General features: G+C 29.1%; 20 protein-coding genes, 2 tRNA genes and 1 rRNA gene. 14 read left to right on the top strand and 9 right to left on the bottom strand.

Going from position 1 to position 20,178, the window contains the following annotated elements; genetic code table 11:
• Window positions 1-40: 40 nt before the first annotated feature.
• The 9 genes from noc to rpmH form a co-directional block, all read right to left on the bottom strand.
• Window positions 41-826, bottom strand: a complete 786-nt coding sequence (noc, locus tag ABCM86_RS11950; RefSeq protein WP_295573005.1) for a nucleoid occlusion protein — start codon at window positions 824-826, stop codon at window positions 41-43.
• A gap of 163 nt (window positions 827-989) precedes the next feature.
• A complete protein-coding gene (gene rsmG / locus ABCM86_RS11945; RefSeq protein ID WP_195930064.1) occupies window positions 990-1,709 on the bottom strand; it encodes a 16S rRNA (guanine(527)-N(7))-methyltransferase RsmG in 720 nt (239 codons plus the stop codon).
• Window positions 1,702-3,594 carry a tRNA uridine-5-carboxymethylaminomethyl(34) synthesis enzyme MnmG gene (gene mnmG / locus ABCM86_RS11940; protein WP_195930067.1) on the bottom strand — a complete coding sequence of 631 codons (1,893 nt, stop codon included), beginning with the start codon at window positions 3,592-3,594 and terminating at the stop codon, window positions 1,702-1,704. Before mnmG ends, rsmG begins: the two co-directional genes overlap by 8 nt.
• A 175-nt stretch (window positions 3,595-3,769) precedes the next feature.
• Window positions 3,770-5,149 carry a tRNA uridine-5-carboxymethylaminomethyl(34) synthesis GTPase MnmE gene (gene mnmE, locus ABCM86_RS11935; protein WP_295677272.1) on the bottom strand — a complete coding sequence of 460 codons (1,380 nt, stop codon included), beginning with the start codon at window positions 5,147-5,149 and terminating at the stop codon, window positions 3,770-3,772.
• A gap of 209 nt (window positions 5,150-5,358) precedes the next feature.
• The gene (jag, locus tag ABCM86_RS11930) at window positions 5,359-6,060 is read right to left on the bottom strand and encodes an RNA-binding cell elongation regulator Jag/EloR (RefSeq protein ID WP_195930062.1); all 702 of its coding nucleotides are present in this window, start codon (window positions 6,058-6,060) and stop codon (window positions 5,359-5,361) included.
• Window positions 5,981-6,745: a YidC/Oxa1 family membrane protein insertase gene (locus ABCM86_RS11925; RefSeq protein ID WP_195930061.1), complete on the bottom strand. Its 765-nt coding sequence runs from the start codon at window positions 6,743-6,745 to the stop codon at window positions 5,981-5,983. Before ABCM86_RS11925 ends, jag begins: the two co-directional genes overlap by 80 nt.
• 20 nt (window positions 6,746-6,765) lie before the next feature.
• Window positions 6,766-6,987, bottom strand: a complete 222-nt coding sequence (yidD, locus tag ABCM86_RS11920) for a membrane protein insertion efficiency factor YidD (protein WP_330593195.1) — start codon at window positions 6,985-6,987, stop codon at window positions 6,766-6,768.
• Between the two features lie 60 nt (window positions 6,988-7,047).
• Window positions 7,048-7,395 carry a ribonuclease P protein component gene (gene rnpA, locus ABCM86_RS11915; protein ID WP_195930060.1) on the bottom strand — a complete coding sequence of 116 codons (348 nt, stop codon included), beginning with the start codon at window positions 7,393-7,395 and terminating at the stop codon, window positions 7,048-7,050.
• Between the two features lie 99 nt (window positions 7,396-7,494).
• A complete protein-coding gene (gene rpmH / locus ABCM86_RS11910) occupies window positions 7,495-7,629 on the bottom strand; it encodes a 50S ribosomal protein L34 (RefSeq protein WP_039679955.1) in 135 nt (44 codons plus the stop codon).
• Between the two features lie 982 nt (window positions 7,630-8,611).
• Between rpmH and dnaA the strand changes: the two genes are divergently transcribed.
• The 14 genes from dnaA (at window position 8,612) to ABCM86_RS11840 (ending at window position 20,090) form a co-directional block, all read left to right on the top strand.
• The gene (dnaA, locus tag ABCM86_RS11905; RefSeq protein WP_195930059.1) at window positions 8,612-9,967 is read left to right on the top strand and encodes a chromosomal replication initiator protein DnaA; all 1,356 of its coding nucleotides are present in this window, start codon (window positions 8,612-8,614) and stop codon (window positions 9,965-9,967) included.
• Between the two features lie 265 nt (window positions 9,968-10,232).
• Entirely contained in the window at window positions 10,233-11,348 is a 1,116-nt protein-coding gene (gene dnaN, locus ABCM86_RS11900) for a DNA polymerase III subunit beta (protein ID WP_195930058.1), read from the top strand.
• 149 nt (window positions 11,349-11,497) lie between these two features.
• Window positions 11,498-11,707: a S4 domain-containing protein YaaA gene (gene yaaA, locus ABCM86_RS11895; RefSeq protein ID WP_195930057.1), complete on the top strand. Its 210-nt coding sequence runs from the start codon at window positions 11,498-11,500 to the stop codon at window positions 11,705-11,707.
• Between the two features lie 26 nt (window positions 11,708-11,733).
• Window positions 11,734-12,849, top strand: a complete 1,116-nt coding sequence (gene recF / locus ABCM86_RS11890; RefSeq protein ID WP_195930056.1) for a DNA replication/repair protein RecF — start codon at window positions 11,734-11,736, stop codon at window positions 12,847-12,849.
• Window positions 12,850-14,751 (top strand): DNA topoisomerase (ATP-hydrolyzing) subunit B, encoded by a 1,902-nt coding sequence (gene gyrB / locus ABCM86_RS11885; protein WP_195930055.1) that lies wholly within the window; start codon window positions 12,850-12,852, stop codon window positions 14,749-14,751.
• Between the two features lie 18 nt (window positions 14,752-14,769).
• Window positions 14,770-17,202, top strand: a complete 2,433-nt coding sequence (gene gyrA, locus ABCM86_RS11880; RefSeq protein WP_195930054.1) for a DNA gyrase subunit A — start codon at window positions 14,770-14,772, stop codon at window positions 17,200-17,202.
• A 245-nt stretch (window positions 17,203-17,447) separates the two neighbouring features.
• On the top strand, window positions 17,448-17,729 hold the full coding sequence (locus ABCM86_RS11875) for a YtxH domain-containing protein (protein WP_195930053.1): 282 nt from the start codon (window positions 17,448-17,450) through the stop codon (window positions 17,727-17,729).
• Window positions 17,729-17,986, top strand: coding sequence for a DUF948 domain-containing protein (locus tag ABCM86_RS11870; RefSeq protein WP_195930052.1), 258 nt, complete (start codon window positions 17,729-17,731; stop codon window positions 17,984-17,986). The genes ABCM86_RS11875 and ABCM86_RS11870 overlap by 1 nt, the downstream gene beginning before the upstream one ends.
• Before the next feature lie 25 nt (window positions 17,987-18,011).
• Window positions 18,012-18,329 (top strand): STAS domain-containing protein, encoded by a 318-nt coding sequence (locus ABCM86_RS11865; protein ID WP_195930051.1) that lies wholly within the window; start codon window positions 18,012-18,014, stop codon window positions 18,327-18,329.
• Between the two features lie 2 nt (window positions 18,330-18,331).
• Window positions 18,332-18,739 carry an ATP-binding protein gene (locus ABCM86_RS11860; RefSeq protein ID WP_330593193.1) on the top strand — a complete coding sequence of 136 codons (408 nt, stop codon included), beginning with the start codon at window positions 18,332-18,334 and terminating at the stop codon, window positions 18,737-18,739.
• Window positions 18,739-19,509 (top strand): SigB/SigF/SigG family RNA polymerase sigma factor, encoded by a 771-nt coding sequence (locus ABCM86_RS11855; RefSeq protein WP_195930050.1) that lies wholly within the window; start codon window positions 18,739-18,741, stop codon window positions 19,507-19,509. Before ABCM86_RS11860 ends, ABCM86_RS11855 begins: the two co-directional genes overlap by 1 nt.
• 280 nt (window positions 19,510-19,789) lie before the next feature.
• Window positions 19,790-19,906, top strand: a 5S ribosomal RNA gene (gene rrf / locus ABCM86_RS11850).
• 7 nt (window positions 19,907-19,913) lie between these two features.
• A tRNA-Leu gene (locus tag ABCM86_RS11845) sits at window positions 19,914-20,003 on the top strand.
• 10 nt (window positions 20,004-20,013) lie between these two features.
• A tRNA-Ile gene (locus tag ABCM86_RS11840) sits at window positions 20,014-20,090 on the top strand.
• Window positions 20,091-20,178: the final 88 nt, after the last annotated feature.

The raw sequence follows: 20,178 nt of genomic DNA, 5'->3' as shown, positions 1-20,178 counted from the left end.
TTGTCTTTGTTTAAAAAAAAATTACTGCTATGCAGTAATTCTATTTTTTCGGGATTTTAACGACTACTTCCATATAATCTCCCTTATCTATTTCATTATATTTAGCTTCTATGCCTGTATTTAGTATAGCATCATAAGCCTGTTTTAATGTGTTAAGATATATCCTTATGCTCATTGAGCATTTAATATTTTGTTTTTTTTCTGTGTCTTCTTTTGCTTCTATATTATCCAAAATATCTTTTACAAGCTTTTCTGTCTTTTTAACAGTCAATTCATTTTTAATTATTTTTGATACAACTTGACTCATTAATTCCTCGTTAGGTAATTTAAGTAACGCACGTGCGTGTCTTTCTGTAAGTCCGTTTTGGACTAATGATTCTTTTATAGATTCTGGCAATTTCAATATTCTCAACTTATTAGCAATTGTAGATTGATTTTTACCTAGTTTTTCAGCTAATTGTTGTTGAGTGAAATTATGCTCTTTTATTAAATTCTCATAGCCCAAAGCCTCTTCTATAAAATTTAAATCTTCTCTTTGCAGATTTTCCAATAATGCTAATACGGCTGATGTTTCATCAGATACTTCATGTACTATAGCAGGTATTGTTTTTAAGTTAGCCAGCTTTGCAGCTCTAAGTCTTCTCTCTCCTGCAACCAATTCAAACTTTTCATTTTTCTTTCTTACAGTAATCGGTTGTAATACTCCATAACTTTCAATTGAATTTTTTAACTCTTCTAATGACTTTTCAGAAAATACTCTTCTTGGTTGATATGGATTTGGGACTATTTCTTCTATCGGTATTTGTATAACTATTTTCTCTTCCATAACATACCTCTTTCATTTATAACTATTTTTTAGATTTAAACTGATTCCATTGTTATGATTTGATTAAACAATCTCCGTCTCTATTTATCAACTTTCTTTAAGAATATTATTCTTCATTTTATGTTGTAATCCTTTATATTTTTGGTCTTCAAAGCATTATATATTATTTTATAGGATTTTTAGTAACTTTTCCTGCTTTTCTAGGATACTTACTTGGTGTATTTTTAACTTTTTTAAATACTAATATATTATGATCTAAATCTATTTCTGGTAGTTTTATATCTATTTTTTCGATATATTCTAAACCTAATGCTTCCATAGCTTTTTTAGATTCTTCTAATTCTAAATTAGCATTTGGTCCTTTTAGACAAACAAAGTATCCGCCTACTTTTACAAATGGAACACAAAACTCCATAAGTGCAGGTAATCCAGCTACAGCTCTAGCTGTTGCTATATCAAAACATTCTCTATATTCTTCACTTTTACCGAAATCTTCAGCTCTTCCATGAATAAATTCTATATCATCTATATCTAATTGATTTGCTACTTCTTGTAAGAAGTTAATTCTTTTATTTAAAGAATCAAGTAATGTTACTTTTAATTCTGGTAAACAGATTCTTAGAGGCATTCCTGGGAATCCTGCTCCTGTTCCAACATCAATTAAAGACATTCCATTTTTTATATAACCTTTTGTAACAGCAGATACAGAATCTAAGAAATGTTTTATGAAAACCTCCTTTTCATCTTCTATTCCTGTTAGGTTCATTTTTTGATTCCATTCAACTAATATCTCTTTATACTTTTGGAAATCAGCTAGCATTTTATCGCTAGCCTCTATTCCAAAGTCTTCTATACCTTGTCTTAGTATTTCTATATTACTCATTATTTCCACCTCTTGTTCTTCTCATTTGTTCAAGATAGATAAGTAATACAGATATATCAGCAGGAGAAACTCCTGATATTCTAGATGCTTGACCTATTGATAATGGTTTTATATCATTAAGTTTTTGTCTTGCTTCTATTCTAAGACCTTCTATTGTTGAATAATCTATATCTTCTGGTAGTTTTTTCTTTTCTAATTTTTTAAATTGATCTATTTGTTTTAATTGTTTATCTATATATCCTTCATACTTAGACATTATCACACATTGTTCTTTTACATCATAAGGAACTTCTTCTGATGCACCTTTACCTATTTGTTCTAATAAGTCATAAGTTACTTCTGGTCTTTTTAAGAAGTCATATAAAGATAAACCTACTTTTATTTCTGATGCACCTTTTTGTGCTAATAATTCGTTTACTTCTTTTGGTGTAACTCTTTCAGTTTTTAATCTTTCTAATTCAGCTTCTACTAATGCTTTTTTAGCTAAGAATCTATCATATCTTTCTTGGCTTGCAAGACCTATTTCATATCCTTTTTCAGTAAGTCTCATATCAGCATTATCTTGTCTTAAGTAAAGTCTATATTCTGCTCTTGATGTCATCATTCTATAAGGTTCATTAGTTCCTTTAGTTATTAAGTCGTCTATTAGAACACCTATATATGCTTCTGATCTATCTAATATAAATGGTTCTTTTCCTTGTATTTTTCTTGCTGCATTTATACCAGCCATAAGTCCTTGAGCTGCTGCTTCTTCATATCCTGATGTACCATTAAATTGTCCTGCACTGAATAAGTTTTCTGTAACTTTTATTTCTAGTGAAGCTTTTAATTGTGTTGGATTTAAGCAATCATATTCTATTGCATATGCAGGTCTCATTATTTTACAGTTTTCAAGACCTTTCATACTTCTATACATTTGAAGTTGTACTTCATATGGTAAACTTGTAGATATACCTTGAATATACATTTCTTTTGTATCTAAACCTTCTGGCTCGATAAATGTTTGATGTGATTCTTTATCGTTGAATCTAACAACTTTATCTTCTATTGATGGACAGTATCTTGGCCCTGTACTGTTTATTTTTCCACTATACATAGCTGATCTGTTTATGTTGTCCATTATAACTTTATGTGTATCTAAGTTAGTTCTTGCTAAGTAACAAGATACTTGGTCTATTTTTAAATCATCACTCATAAATGAGAATGGAGTTACTTTTTCATCACCTTCTTGAGGTACCATTTCTGAGAAATCTATACTATCTCTGTGGATTCTTGCTGGTGTACCAGTTTTGAATCTTCTCATATCTAATCCTAAATCAACTAATTTATCAGTTAATCTTTCTGCATAACCTAATCCATTAGGTCCTTCGTTTAATGTTACTTCACCTATATAAATTAATGAATTTAAGTAAACTCCAGTTGCTAATATAACTGCTTTAGAATGATATTTACATCCCATTCTAGTTATAACACCTTTTATTACGTTTCCGTCATTAATTAAATCAACAACCTCATCCATTACTATTTCTAGATTTGGTTCATTTTCTAGAGTTTTTTTCATTTCTGTATGATATTTAAATTTATCTGCTTGTGCTCTTAGTGAGTGTACTGCCGGTCCTTTTGCAGTATTTAACATTCTACTTTGTATAAAAGTTTTATCTATGTTAATTCCCATTTCTCCACCTAGGGCATCTACTTCTTTAACTAATTGTCCTTTTCCTGTTCCACCTATTGATGGGTTACAAGGCATCATTCCTATTGAATCTAGTGTTAATGTAACCATTAATGTTTTACATCCCATTCTAGCTGAAGCTAATGCAGCTTCACATCCTGCATGTCCTGCACCAACTACGATTACATCATAATTTCCTGCATCAAATGTTATCATTATTGCTCCTTTCTAAAAATGTTCCACGGGGAACATTTCTATTTCACATAGTTTATTACACATCTATAAATTATAAACTTATAGTATTTAAAATCAACAAGATATAAATATATTTTTTAGATTTGTTTTCCTGTCTATAAATAATTTATATCTTGTTTTAAAATATTAATTGTTATTTTCCTATACAGAAGTTGCTGAAGATTGTATCTAGTAAGTCTTCTTGTACTGTATCTCCATTTATATATCCTAAGTAGTCCCAAATATTTTTAAAGTCTACTTCTATGAAATCATATGGTAATCTTTGATCTATTCCAGCTATAGCATCATTTATTGAGTTATAAGCTTTAAATAATGCATCTTTATGTCTTGAGTTTGTTATAACAACACTTGAAGAACTCTTAACATCTCCGGCAAATACCATCGCCTCTATTTTATCATGTATTTGCTCAATTCCTTCATTTTTAAGTGCTGAAATTTTTATTATATTATCTTTTCCTACAATTTCTTCAATTACAGTTTGGTCTATAGCTTGTTCTAAGTCTATTTTATTTAATAATACTATTGTCTTTTTACTTCTCGCATTTTCTAGTATTTCTAAATCTTCATCAGTTAATGGTTTTGATGAATCTAAAACTATTATAACTAAATCTGCTGAATCTATAGATTCTTTAGATTTTTGAACACCTATTTTTTCAACTATATCTTCTGTTTCTCTTATACCTGCAGTATCTACTATTTTTAGTGGAATACCTTTGATGTTTACGAACTCTTCTATAACATCTCTTGTAGTCCCTGCTATTTCTGTTACGATAGCTCTATTTTCTCCTAAGATAGAGTTTAATAATGATGATTTACCTACATTTGGTTTACCGATTATTACTGTTTTTAGTCCATCTCTAAGAATTTTACCGCTCTCAGCTGAATCATATAACTTTTTAATTTCATCTCTTAATGCTAAAGATTTGTCTTCTATTTCTTTATAAGTAACATCTTCTACATCTTCATCAGAGAAATCTATAGAAACTTCTAATTGTGCCAGAACTTCTGTAACATTATTTCTAAGACTTCTTATTTTTTTAGCTAAAGCTCCTTCTAAGTGATTTTGAGCAACTTCTTGTGCTTTATCTGTTTTTGATTTTATTACGTCTATAACAGCTTCAGCTTGAGATAAATCTATTCTTCCGTTTAAGAATGCTCTCTTTGTAAATTCACCAGCTTCTGCTAATCTAACATCTTTAGTTAATATTAGTTCTAATATTTTTTTAACTGAAATAAATCCACCGTGGCAATTTATTTCTATTACGTCTTCACCTGTGTATGAGTTAGGTCCTTTCATATAAGCTACTAAAACTTCATCTATTCTTTTTTCTCCATCAAATATATTTCCATATATTAATGTTCTAAGATTATATTCACTTATTTTTTTACCCGATACTGATTTAAATATTTCTTCTGCAACTGGTAATGAGTTGCTTCCGCTTATTCTTATTATTCCTATACCACCTTCACCTGGGGCAGTGGCAATAGCTGCTATTGTATCATCTATAAACAAAATTATCACCTCTTAAATTTCTAATTATATTTTCTATTTAAATTTTACAATCTCTATTTTAACATTTTTAACTCAAACTCAATTGAATATTATATCAACACTTATTAACATTTTATACCTAATTTAAAAATTCTATAAATATCTAGTAAAAATATTTTAAAAAATACTACTTAAAAAGAAAACCCCCTATATCTTAGGAGGTTTTCAAATTATCTTTTATACTCTATTACTAATCTTCTATATGGATCTGTTCCTTCACTGTAAGTAATTACATACTTATCATTTTGAAGTGCTGAGTGAACTATTCTTCTCTCATATGGATTCATATAGTCTAATTTTTTAGTTTTTTTAGTTTTAGCTACTTCTCTAGCTACTTTGTTAGCATATCTAATTAAAGATTGTTCTCTTTTTTCTCTGTAGTTTTCTATATCTACTAGTACTCTACAGTGAGAATCTTTATTTATTTTATTAAGAGCTAAACCAGTTAAGAATTGAACAGCATCTAAAGTTTCACCACGTCTACCTATTAGACATGTTGCTTCTTTTCCTTTGATATTAATTTTTATTAAATTATCTTCTTGAGTAGCTATTACATCAGCATTTACTTTTGCATTATGTAACATTGTTTCTATAAACTCTTTTGCTATATCAATTTCTTTTATTTCTATTTGTTTTTCAATTAAAGTTATTTTATAAAGTCCATCTTTAGCTCCTATAAAACCTAAGAATCCTTTACTTGGTTCTTCAATAACTTCAACTTTTATATCTTCGATATCTTCTTTATCTACATTTAATTGCTCAATTGCTTTTTGTATTGCTTCTTCTTGTGACTTACTTCTTAGTTCCAGACTTTTTTGATTGTCTGTTTGATTGTTCTTTTTTGTTTGATTTTCTATCGCTTGATTTTTCATCTTTAACTACTTCCTCCTCAGAGTTAGCCATCTTAGCTTTTAAAGGACTTGTTACTAAATAGTATTGTGCTATTGAGAATATATTACTCATTGTCCAATAAAGTGCAAGACCCGCTTCATACGTATATCCCCACCAGAAAGACATAGCTGTCATTACTATCGTCATCGATTTCATCATTTGAGCTTGAGACTCATCAGTTGTTGCCATAGATTTTTGCATGAAGTAAGCACTTATACCAGATAGTATACCTAAACTTAAGTTATGCGTTTGTGATACACTTGAAATCCATAAGAATCCGTGGTTAGCAGCATGATATGCCGCTTCATTAGGAAACACCCCATATGAAACAGGATTTCTTAATAGTGCAAATAACCCCATTAATATTGGTAATTGTATAAACATCGGCAAGCATCCTGCCATAGGATTTATTTTTGCATCCTTGCAAAGCTTCATTATTTCTTCTTGTTGTTTTTCTGGCTTATTCTTATATTTTTCTTGAATTTCCTTTATTTTAGGTTGAATATCTTGCGTTGCCTTAGTTGACTTGATTTGTTTTACCATTAAAGGCAGAAGACATAATCTAACTAATATAGTGAATATGATTATTGACCAAGCATAGTCATTAACTATATTTACTATAAAGCTAAGTATAATACCTAAAAAATTCCCTATTGCGTCTAACAATTCGTATACCTCCCGAAATATTATTTTAGAGGATCATAGCCCCCTGGATGGAATGGGTGGCATTTTAGTATTCTCTTTATTGTGAGAAACATGCCCTTTATCACTCCATATTTTTTAAATGCTTCTATTGCATATTGAGAGCATGTTGGATAAAATCTACAAGTAGGTCCTTTCAATGGAGATATATATTTTTGATAAAATCTTATTAAGTAAATACATACTTTCGATAAATAAACGTTTATTTCCTTCAATTTATAAACTATTTTATTCAACAAATTTGAACCTCCATAATTTAGAAACAATTATCTATTAAATAATTTAAACTTATTTACGAGATGCTTCATAGATTTATTAACTTCGTTGTATTGCACGTCGTTTATTGCAACTCTAGCAATAAAAACTATATCGTATCCAGATTTTATTTTGCCATCAACATCTAATCTAAATGATTCTCTTATTTTTCTTTTAACCTTGTTGCGAACAATCGCTTTTCCTACCTTTTTAGAAACTGATATGCCCACTCGATTATATTCTAAATTGTTTCGCATTATATACATTACTAAGTATCTATTTGCAAAAGATTTACCGTGTTTATAAACTCGTCTAAAATCAGAGTCTTTTCTCAAACGTTCAGTTTCATTAAAATACATCTTAGTTAATCCTCCATAAACACAGCTTCATTGTTTTCTTCATTTTTAAATTTAAAAAAATTACGCAAAAAGGCCACTTTCTTAAGCGGCCTTTTTAAATTAATGAGTTAATCTATTTCTTCCTTTAGATCTTCTTCTTTTTAACACGTTTCTTCCGTTAGAAGTTTTCATTCTTTTTCTAAATCCGTGTTCTTTTTTTCTTTGTCTTTTTTTTGGCTGATAAGTTCTTTTCATTCTTTGCACCGCCTTTCAAATTTTTTTCCATTTATAAAAATAATAATTTTACTTTCAAAGTAAACATAACACATATTATTATAAATGCTTTTAATTAGGTTGTCAACGAGTTTTTGAGCTTATTAAACATATTAAAACGGTTAAATTTTTTATAAAAATTACACATAATGCAAAAATATATTCACATTATTATCAACATATATGTGCATATCTTAACAGATTAATTTCAAAATAATTTATTCATTTTTTTAGCCCTTGGTCTTAACCTACTACAATTTGATTTTAAGTTCATCTACATATTCTATTTTATCCACAACTATCCACATTTATCTGTTGAAAATGTGACTTCTTTTTATATTTCTTCATTATTACAATATAAACATTTAAAAATTTTTTATACCTTTTTTATATTTTCTCTAAAATACCTCCTTTATATTAACTAAAAATAAACTAATTCACATTTTCCACAAATTTATACTCTTAATCCATCAAATTTTGCCTTTTTATTTTTTTATTTAATTTGTAAAATTGGCTCTTGCTTTTAGCCTGCAAATAATATATTTTTTTATATGCACATTTGATTCACACTATGTTAATTAAATTATCCACATCCCTGTTTATTTGTGGATAATTTAATTTAGTCATATTGTAATTTGGAAAATTTTTTGATATTATTAAGGTGCATGTTAATATTGTGGATAAAGTTATTAAGCAATTCACAACATGTGGATATTCTTGTGTATAACTAGCACTTTTATTGACAATATTATTACTATTCATTGAAATTACAATACTTAATAATCTTAATAACTTTATCCACAGCTTGTTAATAATTATATATATTAAATACGTACGCACACATTATCCACAAGTTATCCACCGATTGTTGTTAGTAACTATATTAGAATTCTAACTTTGTCATTTTTTAAGCTTTTTGTGGATATTTCTGTGGAAAAACTAATAATTTGTTGGAGGTTTAAATATGGACATCGTTTCATTATGGAAAAAAACATTGCAACTTATAAAAGGTGAAGTTGCATCTGCTAGCTTTGAAACATTTTTTAAAAACACTGTACCTATTGAAACAAATTCGAATGAGTTGACATTACTTGCACCTACTGAATTTGCAGAAGATATATTAAGAACTAGATATTTAAATTTGATAGAAAGTTGCTTAAGCCAACTTACTTCAAACAAATTTGAAATTAAAATTATTTCTGATAGTAACGAAGTTGAACAAAATCCTTTAAAAACTTCAAATAATAATAATATTATTAACAACAATAGTAACAATAATATTATTAGAAATTACCCTAGACTAAATCCTAAATACACATTTGATACATTCGTAATAGGAAATAGTAATAGATTTGCTCATGCTGCCTGTGTTGCAGTTGCTGAATCACCAGCAAGAGCATATAATCCACTATTCTTATATGGTGGTGTTGGACTTGGAAAAACTCACTTAATGCATGCGATCGGACACTCTATTATGAAAGAGCAAAATGATGCAAAAGTTGTTTATGTATCATCTGAAAAATTTACAAATGAACTTATAAATTCAATAAAAAGCGATAAAAACGAGGAATTTAGGGATAAATATAGAAATGTTGATATACTGCTTATAGACGATATTCAATTTATAGCAGGTAAAGAAGGTACTCAAGAAGAGTTCTTCCACACATTCAATGCTTTACATGAAGCAAATAAACAAATAATTATTTCTAGTGATAGACCTCCAAAAGAGATACCTACATTAGAAGACAGGTTAAGATCTCGTTTCGAAATGGGATTAATCGCAGATATTCAACCACCTGATTTTGAAACAAGAATAGCTATATTAAAAACAAAAGCTCAAATAGAAAATATAGATATTCCTAATGAAGTAATGAATTATATAGCTACATATATAAAATCAAATATAAGAGAGTTAGAAGGCGCTCTAACAAGAGTTGTAGCTTATTCATCACTTATCAACAAAGATATATCTTACGACTTAGCTGTTGAAGCTTTAAAAGACATTGTAACAACATCAGAAAGCCAAGAGATATCTGTAAATAGAATAAAAGAAAAAGTTTCTACTGCATTTGGAATCAAAATGGATGACTTTAATTCTAAGAAAAGAACAAGAACAATAGCTTATCCACGCCAAATAGCAATGTATTTAAGTAGGGAGCTTACAGACTTATCGTTACCTAAGATAGGAAACGAATTTGGAGGAAGAGACCATACTACAGTTATACACGCTCATGACAAAATTTCAAAAGATCTTGAGCTTGAAAAAAATAGTGAATTAAAAGAGAAAATAAGTAAAATAATAGCAGAATTAAAAGGGTAAAGTTATACACAGTTTACCTGTGAATACTTGTGGATAAACCTGTGAATAGATGTGTATATAATTTTTGGCAAAAAGTTATCCATAATCTTTCCACAAAGTTATCAATAGGTTTTTGCATAGTTATACACATTTTGTACACATGCTGCAATCATTGATATCAGTATTCTACAAGTACTTATACACATTATCAACAACACCTACTACTAATACTACTATCATTATTATTAATTATTTTATTAAAAAAGCAACAAGGAGGTTATCCACATTGAAGATAATTTGTAATCAAAAACTATTAGCTAATAAAATTGGAATTGTGCAAAAGGCTATTAATTCAAAAACAACTTTAGACTTACTAAAAGGTGTTTTAATAGTTACGAAACAAGATGAAATAGTCTTAAAGGGATATGATTTAGAAATAGGAATAGAAACTCATGTTTCAGCAGAAGTAATTGAAGAAGGAAGTATAGTAATAAATTCAAAACTATTTGGGGATATAATAAGAAAATTACCAGATTCATTTGTAGAAATAGAAACAGATGAAGATAACAATGTTTATATAAATTGTTTAAACTCAAAATTCAAAATAAAAGGGGATTCAGCAAAAGAATATCCACAAATTCCAGATGTTAATGAGGATAAGTTATATAGCATACCTCAAGACGTACTAAAAAGTATGATAAAACAAACAGTATTTGCAACATCACAAGATCAAACTAAGCCAATACTTATGGGAGAGCTTTTAGAAATAGAAAATGGAAATATAAACTTAGTTGCAATAGATGGTTATAGATTTGCGGTTAGAAGTTGTCAAGTGGATAACTTAAGCCATGAAGATATAAAAGCTAAGATAATTATCCCAGGGAAAACACTAATTGATGTGAATAGTTTATTATCTTCAGAAGAAGATGTTAAAGTTGGATTCAATGAAAAAAATGCTATTTTCATATTGGATGAAACTAAAATAGTAACAAGACTTCTAGATGGAGAATTCATAGACTATAACAAGTTATGCCCAAGGGAGTATAATTCAAAAATAAAATTAAAAACAAGAGATTTATTAAACAGTATAGAAAGGGCATCTTTACTTTCTCAATCTGAACTTAATAATCTTATAAAATTATCTATAAGAGATTCTGTGATGGCTATAACTTCAAACAACGAAAAAGGTAATGTTTATGAAGAAGTGGCATTATCACTAGAAGGTGATTATTTAGATATAGCATTTAACTCAAGATATTTATTAGAGGGACTTAAAAATATAGATTGTGAAGAAATATTTATAGAATTCACAACAAATGTGAATCCTTGTATAATTAAGCCAGCTGATGGAACAAAATATACATACTTACTTTTACCAGTAAGAATATCTTCTAATAATTAATCCACTAAATAATCCACAACTGTTAATAAATGTTAATATATTACAGAAAAGGAATACATAAAAAAAACTCGTCTAAAAATAAATAGTACGAGTTTTTTTTAGTTATGATATAATAAGTTATTAGATTAAAAATTGTAGGAGGGTAAGTTATGCTTGAATTGAAAATAGAATCAGAATATATAAAATTAGATCAATTTCTAAAACTTGCTGATATTGCATCAACAGGTGGACATGCAAAATACCTTATTCAAGAGGGCGTTGTAAAAGTAAATGGTGAAGTTGAAACAAGAAGAGGTAAAAAATTAGTACCTGGAGATGTTGTTGAAGTAGAAGGAAATCAAATAACACTAACAAAGTAAGTTAGTACTCTAAGGAGAGTATTCTTATGCGATTAAATAGCTTACAACTAATAAATTTTAGAAATTATGATAATTTACATTTAAATTTTGAGAAAAACATAAATTTACTCGTTGGAAAAAATGGACAAGGAAAAACTAACATTGTAGAAGCTATATACATGCTATCATTTGGAAAATCATTTAGAACCAATAAAGACAAGGAAGTCATAAAATTCGGAAGTGAAAACCTATATATCGGTGGAAATTATTTAAAAAACTCTTCAAAAGGTTTAATTGAAGTTGCAATTGGAAAGAATAAAAAGGGAATAAAAGTTAATAAGATTCATATTCAAAAAATTCAAGAATTGCTGGGTAACTTAAATGTCGTAATTTTTTCTCCAGAGGACCTTAAGTTAGTTAAGGACGGTCCTAGAGAGAGAAGATCATTTATTGACAAAGAAATTAGCCAAATCATGCCTAAATATTATAATTATCTAGTTAATTATAATAAAATATTGATTCAGAGAAATAAAACTTTAAAAAGTAAGATGGTAGATGCTAATCTATTGTCTGTGTATGATGAGAACCTGGCTAATTATGGTGCCTATATTTACATTTTGAGAAGAGATTTTATAAAAAAAATAGCTAAAATATCTAATGAAATGCACAAGAAATTAACAGGTAACAATGAGGAATTGTTGATAACCTATAAAAATCAGATAAATTTATCTGATGAGGATACCGTTATAGATGCAAAAAATAAGCTATTGAAAAAATTAGAATCAAATAGACAACACGATATAGAAACTAGAATGACTAAGTACGGAATTCATAAAGATGACCTAAACATTTTTATAAATGATTTAGATGTTAAATTATACGGTTCTCAAGGTCAACAGAGAACAGCATCTATTTCGTTAAAATTATCTGAGATAGAACTAATAAGACAAGAAGTGAACGAAAATCCAGTTCTAATTTTAGACGATGTTTTTAGCGAATTAGACGAAACTAGACAAAAATTATTAGTCAAAAATTTAGGCGAAGTCCAAATGTTTATAACTAGTGCGGAACTAGCACATAAGAGAATTTTTGATGAGAGTGATACAGCAATTTTTTATATAGATAAAGGAAAAGTTACAAATATTGAGGATGGAGGTAATTAGATGAAACAAGAATATGGTGCAAATCAGATTCAGGTACTAGAAGGTTTAGAAGCAGTTAGATTAAGACCAGGTATGTACATTGGATCTACAGGACCAAGAGGTTTACACCACTTAGTATATGAGATTGTGGATAACAGTATCGATGAGGCATTACAAGGATACTGTGATAGAATATATGTCTGCATTAACGAAGATGGTAGTGTAACAACTAAGGATGATGGTAGGGGTATACCTGTAGAAACACATCCTAAAACAGGTAAATCTACACTTGAAACAGTATTAACAATACTACATGCCGGTGGTAAATTCGGTGGTGGAGGTTACAAGGTATCTGGTGGTCTTCACGGTGTTGGTATATCTGTTGTTAATGGACTTTCAGAATGGTTAGTTGCTGAAGTTTACAGAAATGGAAAGATATACAGACAAAGTTATAAAAAAGGTATAACAGATTCAGAATTAGAGATAGTAGGTGAATCTGATCATACAGGAACAATAATTCAATTTATGCCTGATGCTACAATATTCGATGATATAGTATTTGACTACAAAACACTAGAAAGTAGATTAAGAGAGTTAGCATTCTTAAACAAAGGTGTAAGAATAGTATTTGAAGATAAGAGACCTGGACAAGAACAGAAAAAAGAATTCTTATACAATGGTGGTATAAGAGAGTTCGTAGAATACCTAAATAGCACTAAAACTCCTATACATGAAAACGTAGTTTACATAGATAAAAAAATACAAGACTGTATGGTTGAAATTGCTATCCAATACACAGATGGATATTCTGAAAATATATTATCATTTGCGAACAATATAGATACTCATGAAGGTGGAGCCCATTTAGCTGGGTTTAAATCTGCGTTAACAAAGACAGTAAACGAGTATGCTAAAAGAAATAAATTATTAAAAGAAAGCGATGCAAACTTATCAGGTGAAGACATAAGAGAAGGTCTTACAGCAGTTGTATCTGTTAAATTACCAGACCCTCAATTCGAAGGACAAACTAAAACTAAATTAGGTAACACTAGAATGAGAGGTATAGTTGATGCAGTAACTGTTGAAGAACTTGGTGCATTCTTAGAAGAAAATCCACAAACAGCAAGAGTAATTGTGGATAAAGCATTAAGAGCTCAAAGAGCTAGAGAAGCTGCAAAGAGAGCTAGAGAATTAACAAGAAGAAAAACTGTACTTGAAAGTACTTCTTTACCAGGTAAATTAGCAGACTGTGCAGAAAAAGACCCTGCAAAAAGTGAAATATTCTTAGTCGAAGGGGATTCTGCCGGTGGTTCAGCAAAACAAGGTAGAGATAGATATACACAAGCTATATTACCACTTAGAGGTAAAATACTTAACGTTGAAAAATCTAGATTAGATAGAATATTATCATCAGAAGAAATCAAAAACATGATAACTGCTTACGGTTGTGGTGTTGGAAATGATTTTGATTTAGAAAAAGCTAGATATCACAAAATAGTAATAATGACCGATGCCGATGTCGATGGTGCACACATCAGAACATTATTATTAACATTCTTCTTTAGATATATGAGACCACTTATAGATAATGGTTATGTTTATATAGCACAACCACCTCTATACAAAGTTAAAAAACAAAAGAAAGAATACTATGTTTATTCAGATAAAGAATTAGAAACTTTATTAGAAGAAATAGGTAAGAGTGGAATTGAGCTTCAAAGATATAAAGGTCTTGGGGAAATGAACCCAGAACAATTATGGGAAACAACAATGAACCCAGAAACAAGAACTTTACTTCAAGTAACAATAGATGATGCTACAGAAGCAGATAGAATATTCTCTATGTTAATGGGAGATAAAGTTGGACCAAGAAAAGAATTTATAGAAGAAAATGCTGAATTCGTTAAGAACTTAGATATTTAATGAGGAAGGAGAATAAACATGGAAGAAAATAATAGAATAATTCCTGCCGAAATTTCGAAAGAAATGAAGGATTCATATATAGACTATGCCATGAGTGTTATCGCTGGTAGAGCACTTCCAGACGTAAGAGATGGTTTAAAACCAGTTCATAGAAGAATACTTTACTCTATGAATGAGTTAAACTTAACTCCAGATAAACCATATAGAAAATCTGCCCGTATAGTTGGGGACGTTTTAGGGAAGTACCATCCACATGGCGATAGTGCAGTATACCTAGCAATGGTTAGAATGGCACAAGATTTCTCAACTAGAGGACTTTTAGTTGATGGACATGGTAACTTCGGTTCTGTAGATGGTGACTCACCAGCCGCAATGCGTTATACAGAAGCAAAAATGAGTAAGTTATCATTAGAATTATTAAGAGATATAGACAAAGAAACTGTAGATTTCGGACCAAACTTTGACGAATCTTTAAAAGAACCTACTGTATTACCAGCTAGATTCCCTAACTTACTTGTAAACGGATCAAATGGTATAGCTGTAGGTATGGCAACATCTATACCACCACACAACTTAGGTGAAACAATAGATGCTACAGTACATCTTATTGATAACCCAGATTGTTCAGTTGATGAATTAATGGAATATATACAAGGTCCAGATTTCCCAACTGGTGCAATAATAATGGGTAAAGATAGTATAGCTGAAGCTTATAAAACTGGTAGAGGTAAAGTTAAAGTTAGATCTAGAGCAGAAATAGAAGAGCTTCCTAAAGGAAAACAACAAATAGTTGTAACAGAAATTCCTTACCAAGTTAATAAAGCTAAATTAGTTGAAAGAATAGCTGAATTAGTTAAAGATAAAAAAATCGAAGGAATATCAGACTTAAGAGACGAAAGTAACAGAAATGGTATGAGAATCGTTATAGAGTTAAAGAGAGATGTAAATGCTAACATAGTATTAAACAACTTATACAAACATTCTCAACTTGAAGATACATTCAGTATAATAATGCTTTCTCTAGTAAACGGTGTTCCAAGAATATTAAACTTAAAACAAATATTATACTACTATGTTGAACATCAAAAAGATGTAGTAACAAGAAGAACTAAATTCGAATTAAACAAAGCTCAAGCAAGAGCACATATATTAGAAGGTTTAAAAATAGCCTTAGATTACATAGATGAAGTTATAAGCTTAATCAGATCTTCTGCAAATACACAAATGGCTAAGAGTGGATTAATGGAAAGATTCAAATTAAGTGATATACAAGCTCAAGCTATCTTAGATATGAGACTTCAAAAGTTAACAGGGCTAGAAAGAGAAAAAGTAGAAGCTGAATACAACGAATTAATGAAAAAGATAGAATACTTAGAATCAATACTTGCAGATGAGCAATTATTACTAGGTGTTATAAAAGACGAAATCTTAGAAATTAAAAAGAAACATTCAGATGCTAGAAGAACAGAAATAAGACATGCTGAAGGTGAAATAGATATAAAAGATTTAATAGATGATGAGGAAATAACTATAACATTAACTCATTTCGGATATATCAAGAGATTACCTTTAGATACTTATAAGAGTCAAAGAAGAGGTGGAAGAGGAATATCTGCTCTTACTGTTAGAGAAGAAGACTTCGTAAAACACCTTATAACTACAAGAACTCACAATAGATTATTATTCTTTACTAATAGAGGTAGAGTATTTAGATTAGATGCATTTGAAGTTCCAGAAGGGAAGAGACAAGCAAAAGGAACTGCAATAGTAAACTTACTTCAATTAGGACCAAATGAAAAAATAGCAACATTAATTGAAGTTGATACAACAACAAATGATGATTCTTACTTATTATTAGCTACTAAAAAAGGTATAGTTAAGAAAACTAAGAGATCTGAATTCAAAAATATCAACAAATCAGGCTTAATTGCTATTGGATTAAGAGATGACGATGAATTAATAGATGTAAAAACTACTAACGGAGAAAAAGATGTATTACTTGTAACATCAAAAGGTATGTCAATTAGATTTGATGAAAAAGACATAAGACCAATGGGTAGAACTGCTATGGGTGTTAAAGGTATAACTTTATCTGAAGACGACAGAGTAGTATCTATGAGTTTATCTGATGAAGGTGAAGACTTATTAGTTGTAAGCCAAAATGGTTATGGAAAAAGAACAGACATAGATGAATATAGAAGCCAAATAAGAGCAGGTAAAGGAATTAAAACTTACAACATGTCTGAAAAGACAGGTGAAATAGTTGGAGCAACAATGGTAAACAACGAAGACGAATTGATGCTTATAAATTCTGATGGAGTTCTTATTAGATTAAGAGTTGATGATATATCTGTATTCGGAAGAGTTACTAGTGGTGTTAAACTTATGAAAACAGATGATGAAGTTAACGTAGTTTCAATAGCTAAAATAAATACAGATGAGGAAGAATAGGGTAACACCTATTCTTTTTCTATATTACATACATTGATTAATATTGTGGACAAAATATATTATTTGTGGATAGTTAAAAATTGCAATTTTGCATATTATAATAAGAGATTTAAGAAATGTCCAAGAAATAACTTTAAAAGCATTTTTTAATAAACTTTTTTGGTATTTTGAATAAATAATATATAATCAATCCACAATGTAATATATAATATAAATATATTTAAAGGTGAAAGGAGCTAGATGATATGAGTAAAAAAAGAGGAAGAACTTTAACATTAGGAGTAATAATAGGATTTTTTATTGGATTATTTTTAGCACCTAAGAAAGGCAAAGAATTAAGAAGAGATGCCAAAGAAAAGATAGACACAATAAAAGAAAATCCCAAAGATGTTCTACATGAAACATTTGCAGATGTAAAACAAAAAGTGTCTAAAATAAAAGATGACTTATCTGAAGAAAAAATGGAAATCAAAGAAGAAGACATAGTAGTCAGCAGACGTTTTGATGAAGAAGGAGAGAATAAATAATGAATGCAATTGGTTGGCAAATTGGGGCAGTTTTATTTGGTGTTGCGATATTAATAATAGCTATATACATAGCTAAAACACTAAATACAGCTACAAAAACAATTGATAGAGTTAATAAAATAATTGATTACAATGAAAAAAACTTAAATCAAATAATAGATAATGCAGCCGATATAACAAATGATGTAAGAAGTATATTAGATGTGGTTGAAAAAGTAACTGGTTTCTTCAAGGTTTTAAGAATATTTAAAAAATAATTGGAATAGTGCAGGAGGTTTGTAAATGTCTATAGATATAAAATTAAAAAATGATACAGATGCTGATTTCTGGGAAGTATTAGTAGCAGGAGAATTAGATGTATCTACAGCAGACGAATTTAAAGAGTATTTACATAAATTAATTGATAAAGGTATAAAAAACATAAGACTTAATTTAGAAAATCTAGATTATATTGATTCAACTGGATTAGGTGTTATTATAGGAATACTAAAAAGAATAAAAGTTGAAAATAAAGAAATATATATAAAATCACCAAGAGATAATGTTAAAAAGATTTTTTCTATAACAGGACTTGATAAAATATTTAAAATGGAGGGATAGAATTGAATTTTGAAACTATAAAAATGGAAATTGCTTCTAACCCACAATATGTAAGCGTTATAAGATTAACTACATCAGGGATAGCTAATAAAATAGGATTTTGTTTAGAAGATATCGAAGATATAAAAGTAGCTGTATCAGAAGCTTGTACAAATGCTATAAAACATAGTTTAGACAATAAATTTTCTGTAGAATATACAATATTTGAAAATGGATTAACTATTACAATAATAGATAGTGGCAAAGGATATGATGTTGATTCGATAGATGTGCCTAATTTAGAAGAACCTAAAGAAAGCGGACTTGGGTTATTTATAATACAAAGTTTAATGGATGAAGTAGAGATCAAATCTAATATAAATTATGGAACAGTTATAAAAATGACAAAATATTTAGGAGTTGATAATTAATGAAAGATATGTCATCTGTTACCAACTATCTAGATATGGATAATAAAGAATTATTTAATATTTACAGTCAAGATAAAAGTAATAAAGAAGTTAGAGATATATTAATCGAGAGAAATCTTTATTTAGTTAATATATTAGCTAAAAAATATATAAATAAAGGGGTTGAATTTGAAGACTTATACCAAGTAGGTTCATTAGCTCTTATATATGCTATAGAACGTTACGATATGTCAAAAGGTTATGAGTTTTCAAGTTTTGCAACGCCAACTATTATAGGAGAAATAAAAAAATACTTTAGGGATAAAGTCTGGACTATGAGAGTTCCAAGAAGAGTTCAAGAATTAAATAAAAAAGTAAACGAAGCAAAACTTTTATTAGAACAACAAAATAAGAAAAAACCTAAAGTAAAAGAAATTGCAGAATATATAGGATGCAGAGAAGAAGAAGTATTAGAAGCTTTAGAAGCATCATATGGATATCAGCCTGTTTCATTAGATTCTCCTATAAATGGTGATTCTGAAGATACGGAAGTAACTTTAATTGACAAGATAGGTGGACAAGAAGATAGTTTTTCTAATATAGAATATAAAGATTTTATAGAAAAATTTGTGAATAAATTGAATGAATTAGAAAGAAATATATTCGAGGGAAGATTTTTCAAAGAAAAAACTCAGTCTACTCTAGCAAAAGAACTAGAAATATCGCAAATGACTATTTCTAGAATTGAAAGAAAAGTAGTGCAGAAATTACGAAAAGAATACGAAAAATAAAATTATAAAGATTTTTATAATTTTATTTTGTTTTTATAATATAGGATAAATATTTTATTTTAAGATATTTATCCTATATTTTTTTTATTTTTTTTAAAAGTTACTATAAAAAGTTATATTTTGATAAGAAAAAATGGAGTTTAAACATAGTAAATAAGCGAAAAATAAGGATATTTAACAAAAAAATAAAAAAAATAAAAAAATCTGTTGACAATAAAATATATAGGTGGTATTATTATACCTGTACTGATTAAGCAGTGCGAAAAAACAAAATAAAATATCTAGTTATTATAGCGAAGAGGATACACCTGTTCCCATTCCGAACACAGAAGTTAAGCTCTTTAGCGCCGATGGTACTTGGTGGGCAACTGCCTGGGAGAGTAGGACGTAGCTAGGTGGTGCATGCCGAAGTGGCGGAACTGGCAGACGCACAGGACTTAAAATCCTGCGGGACTTATACTCCCGTACCGGTTCGATTCCGGTCTTCGGCACCATATTTTTAGTGGACCATTAGCTCAGTTGGTTAGAGCGCCCGGCTCATAACCGGTAGGTCCGGGGTTCGAGTCCCTGATGGTCCACCATAAAATTCTAAGAACTTTGAAAATTAAACAGTAGGTTAATTAATAAACTTTAATTCACACGAATTAAAACCAACAACAAACCAAGCCA

The sequence above is a fragment of the Clostridium sp. 2218st1_F5_2218SCRN_220325 genome (assembly GCF_039062665.1).
Lineage (GTDB): Bacteria > Bacillota > Clostridia > Peptostreptococcales > Peptostreptococcaceae > Intestinibacter.
The sequence above is the reverse complement of the archived record's forward strand: the minus strand, read 5'-3'. Positions and strand labels throughout refer to the sequence as shown.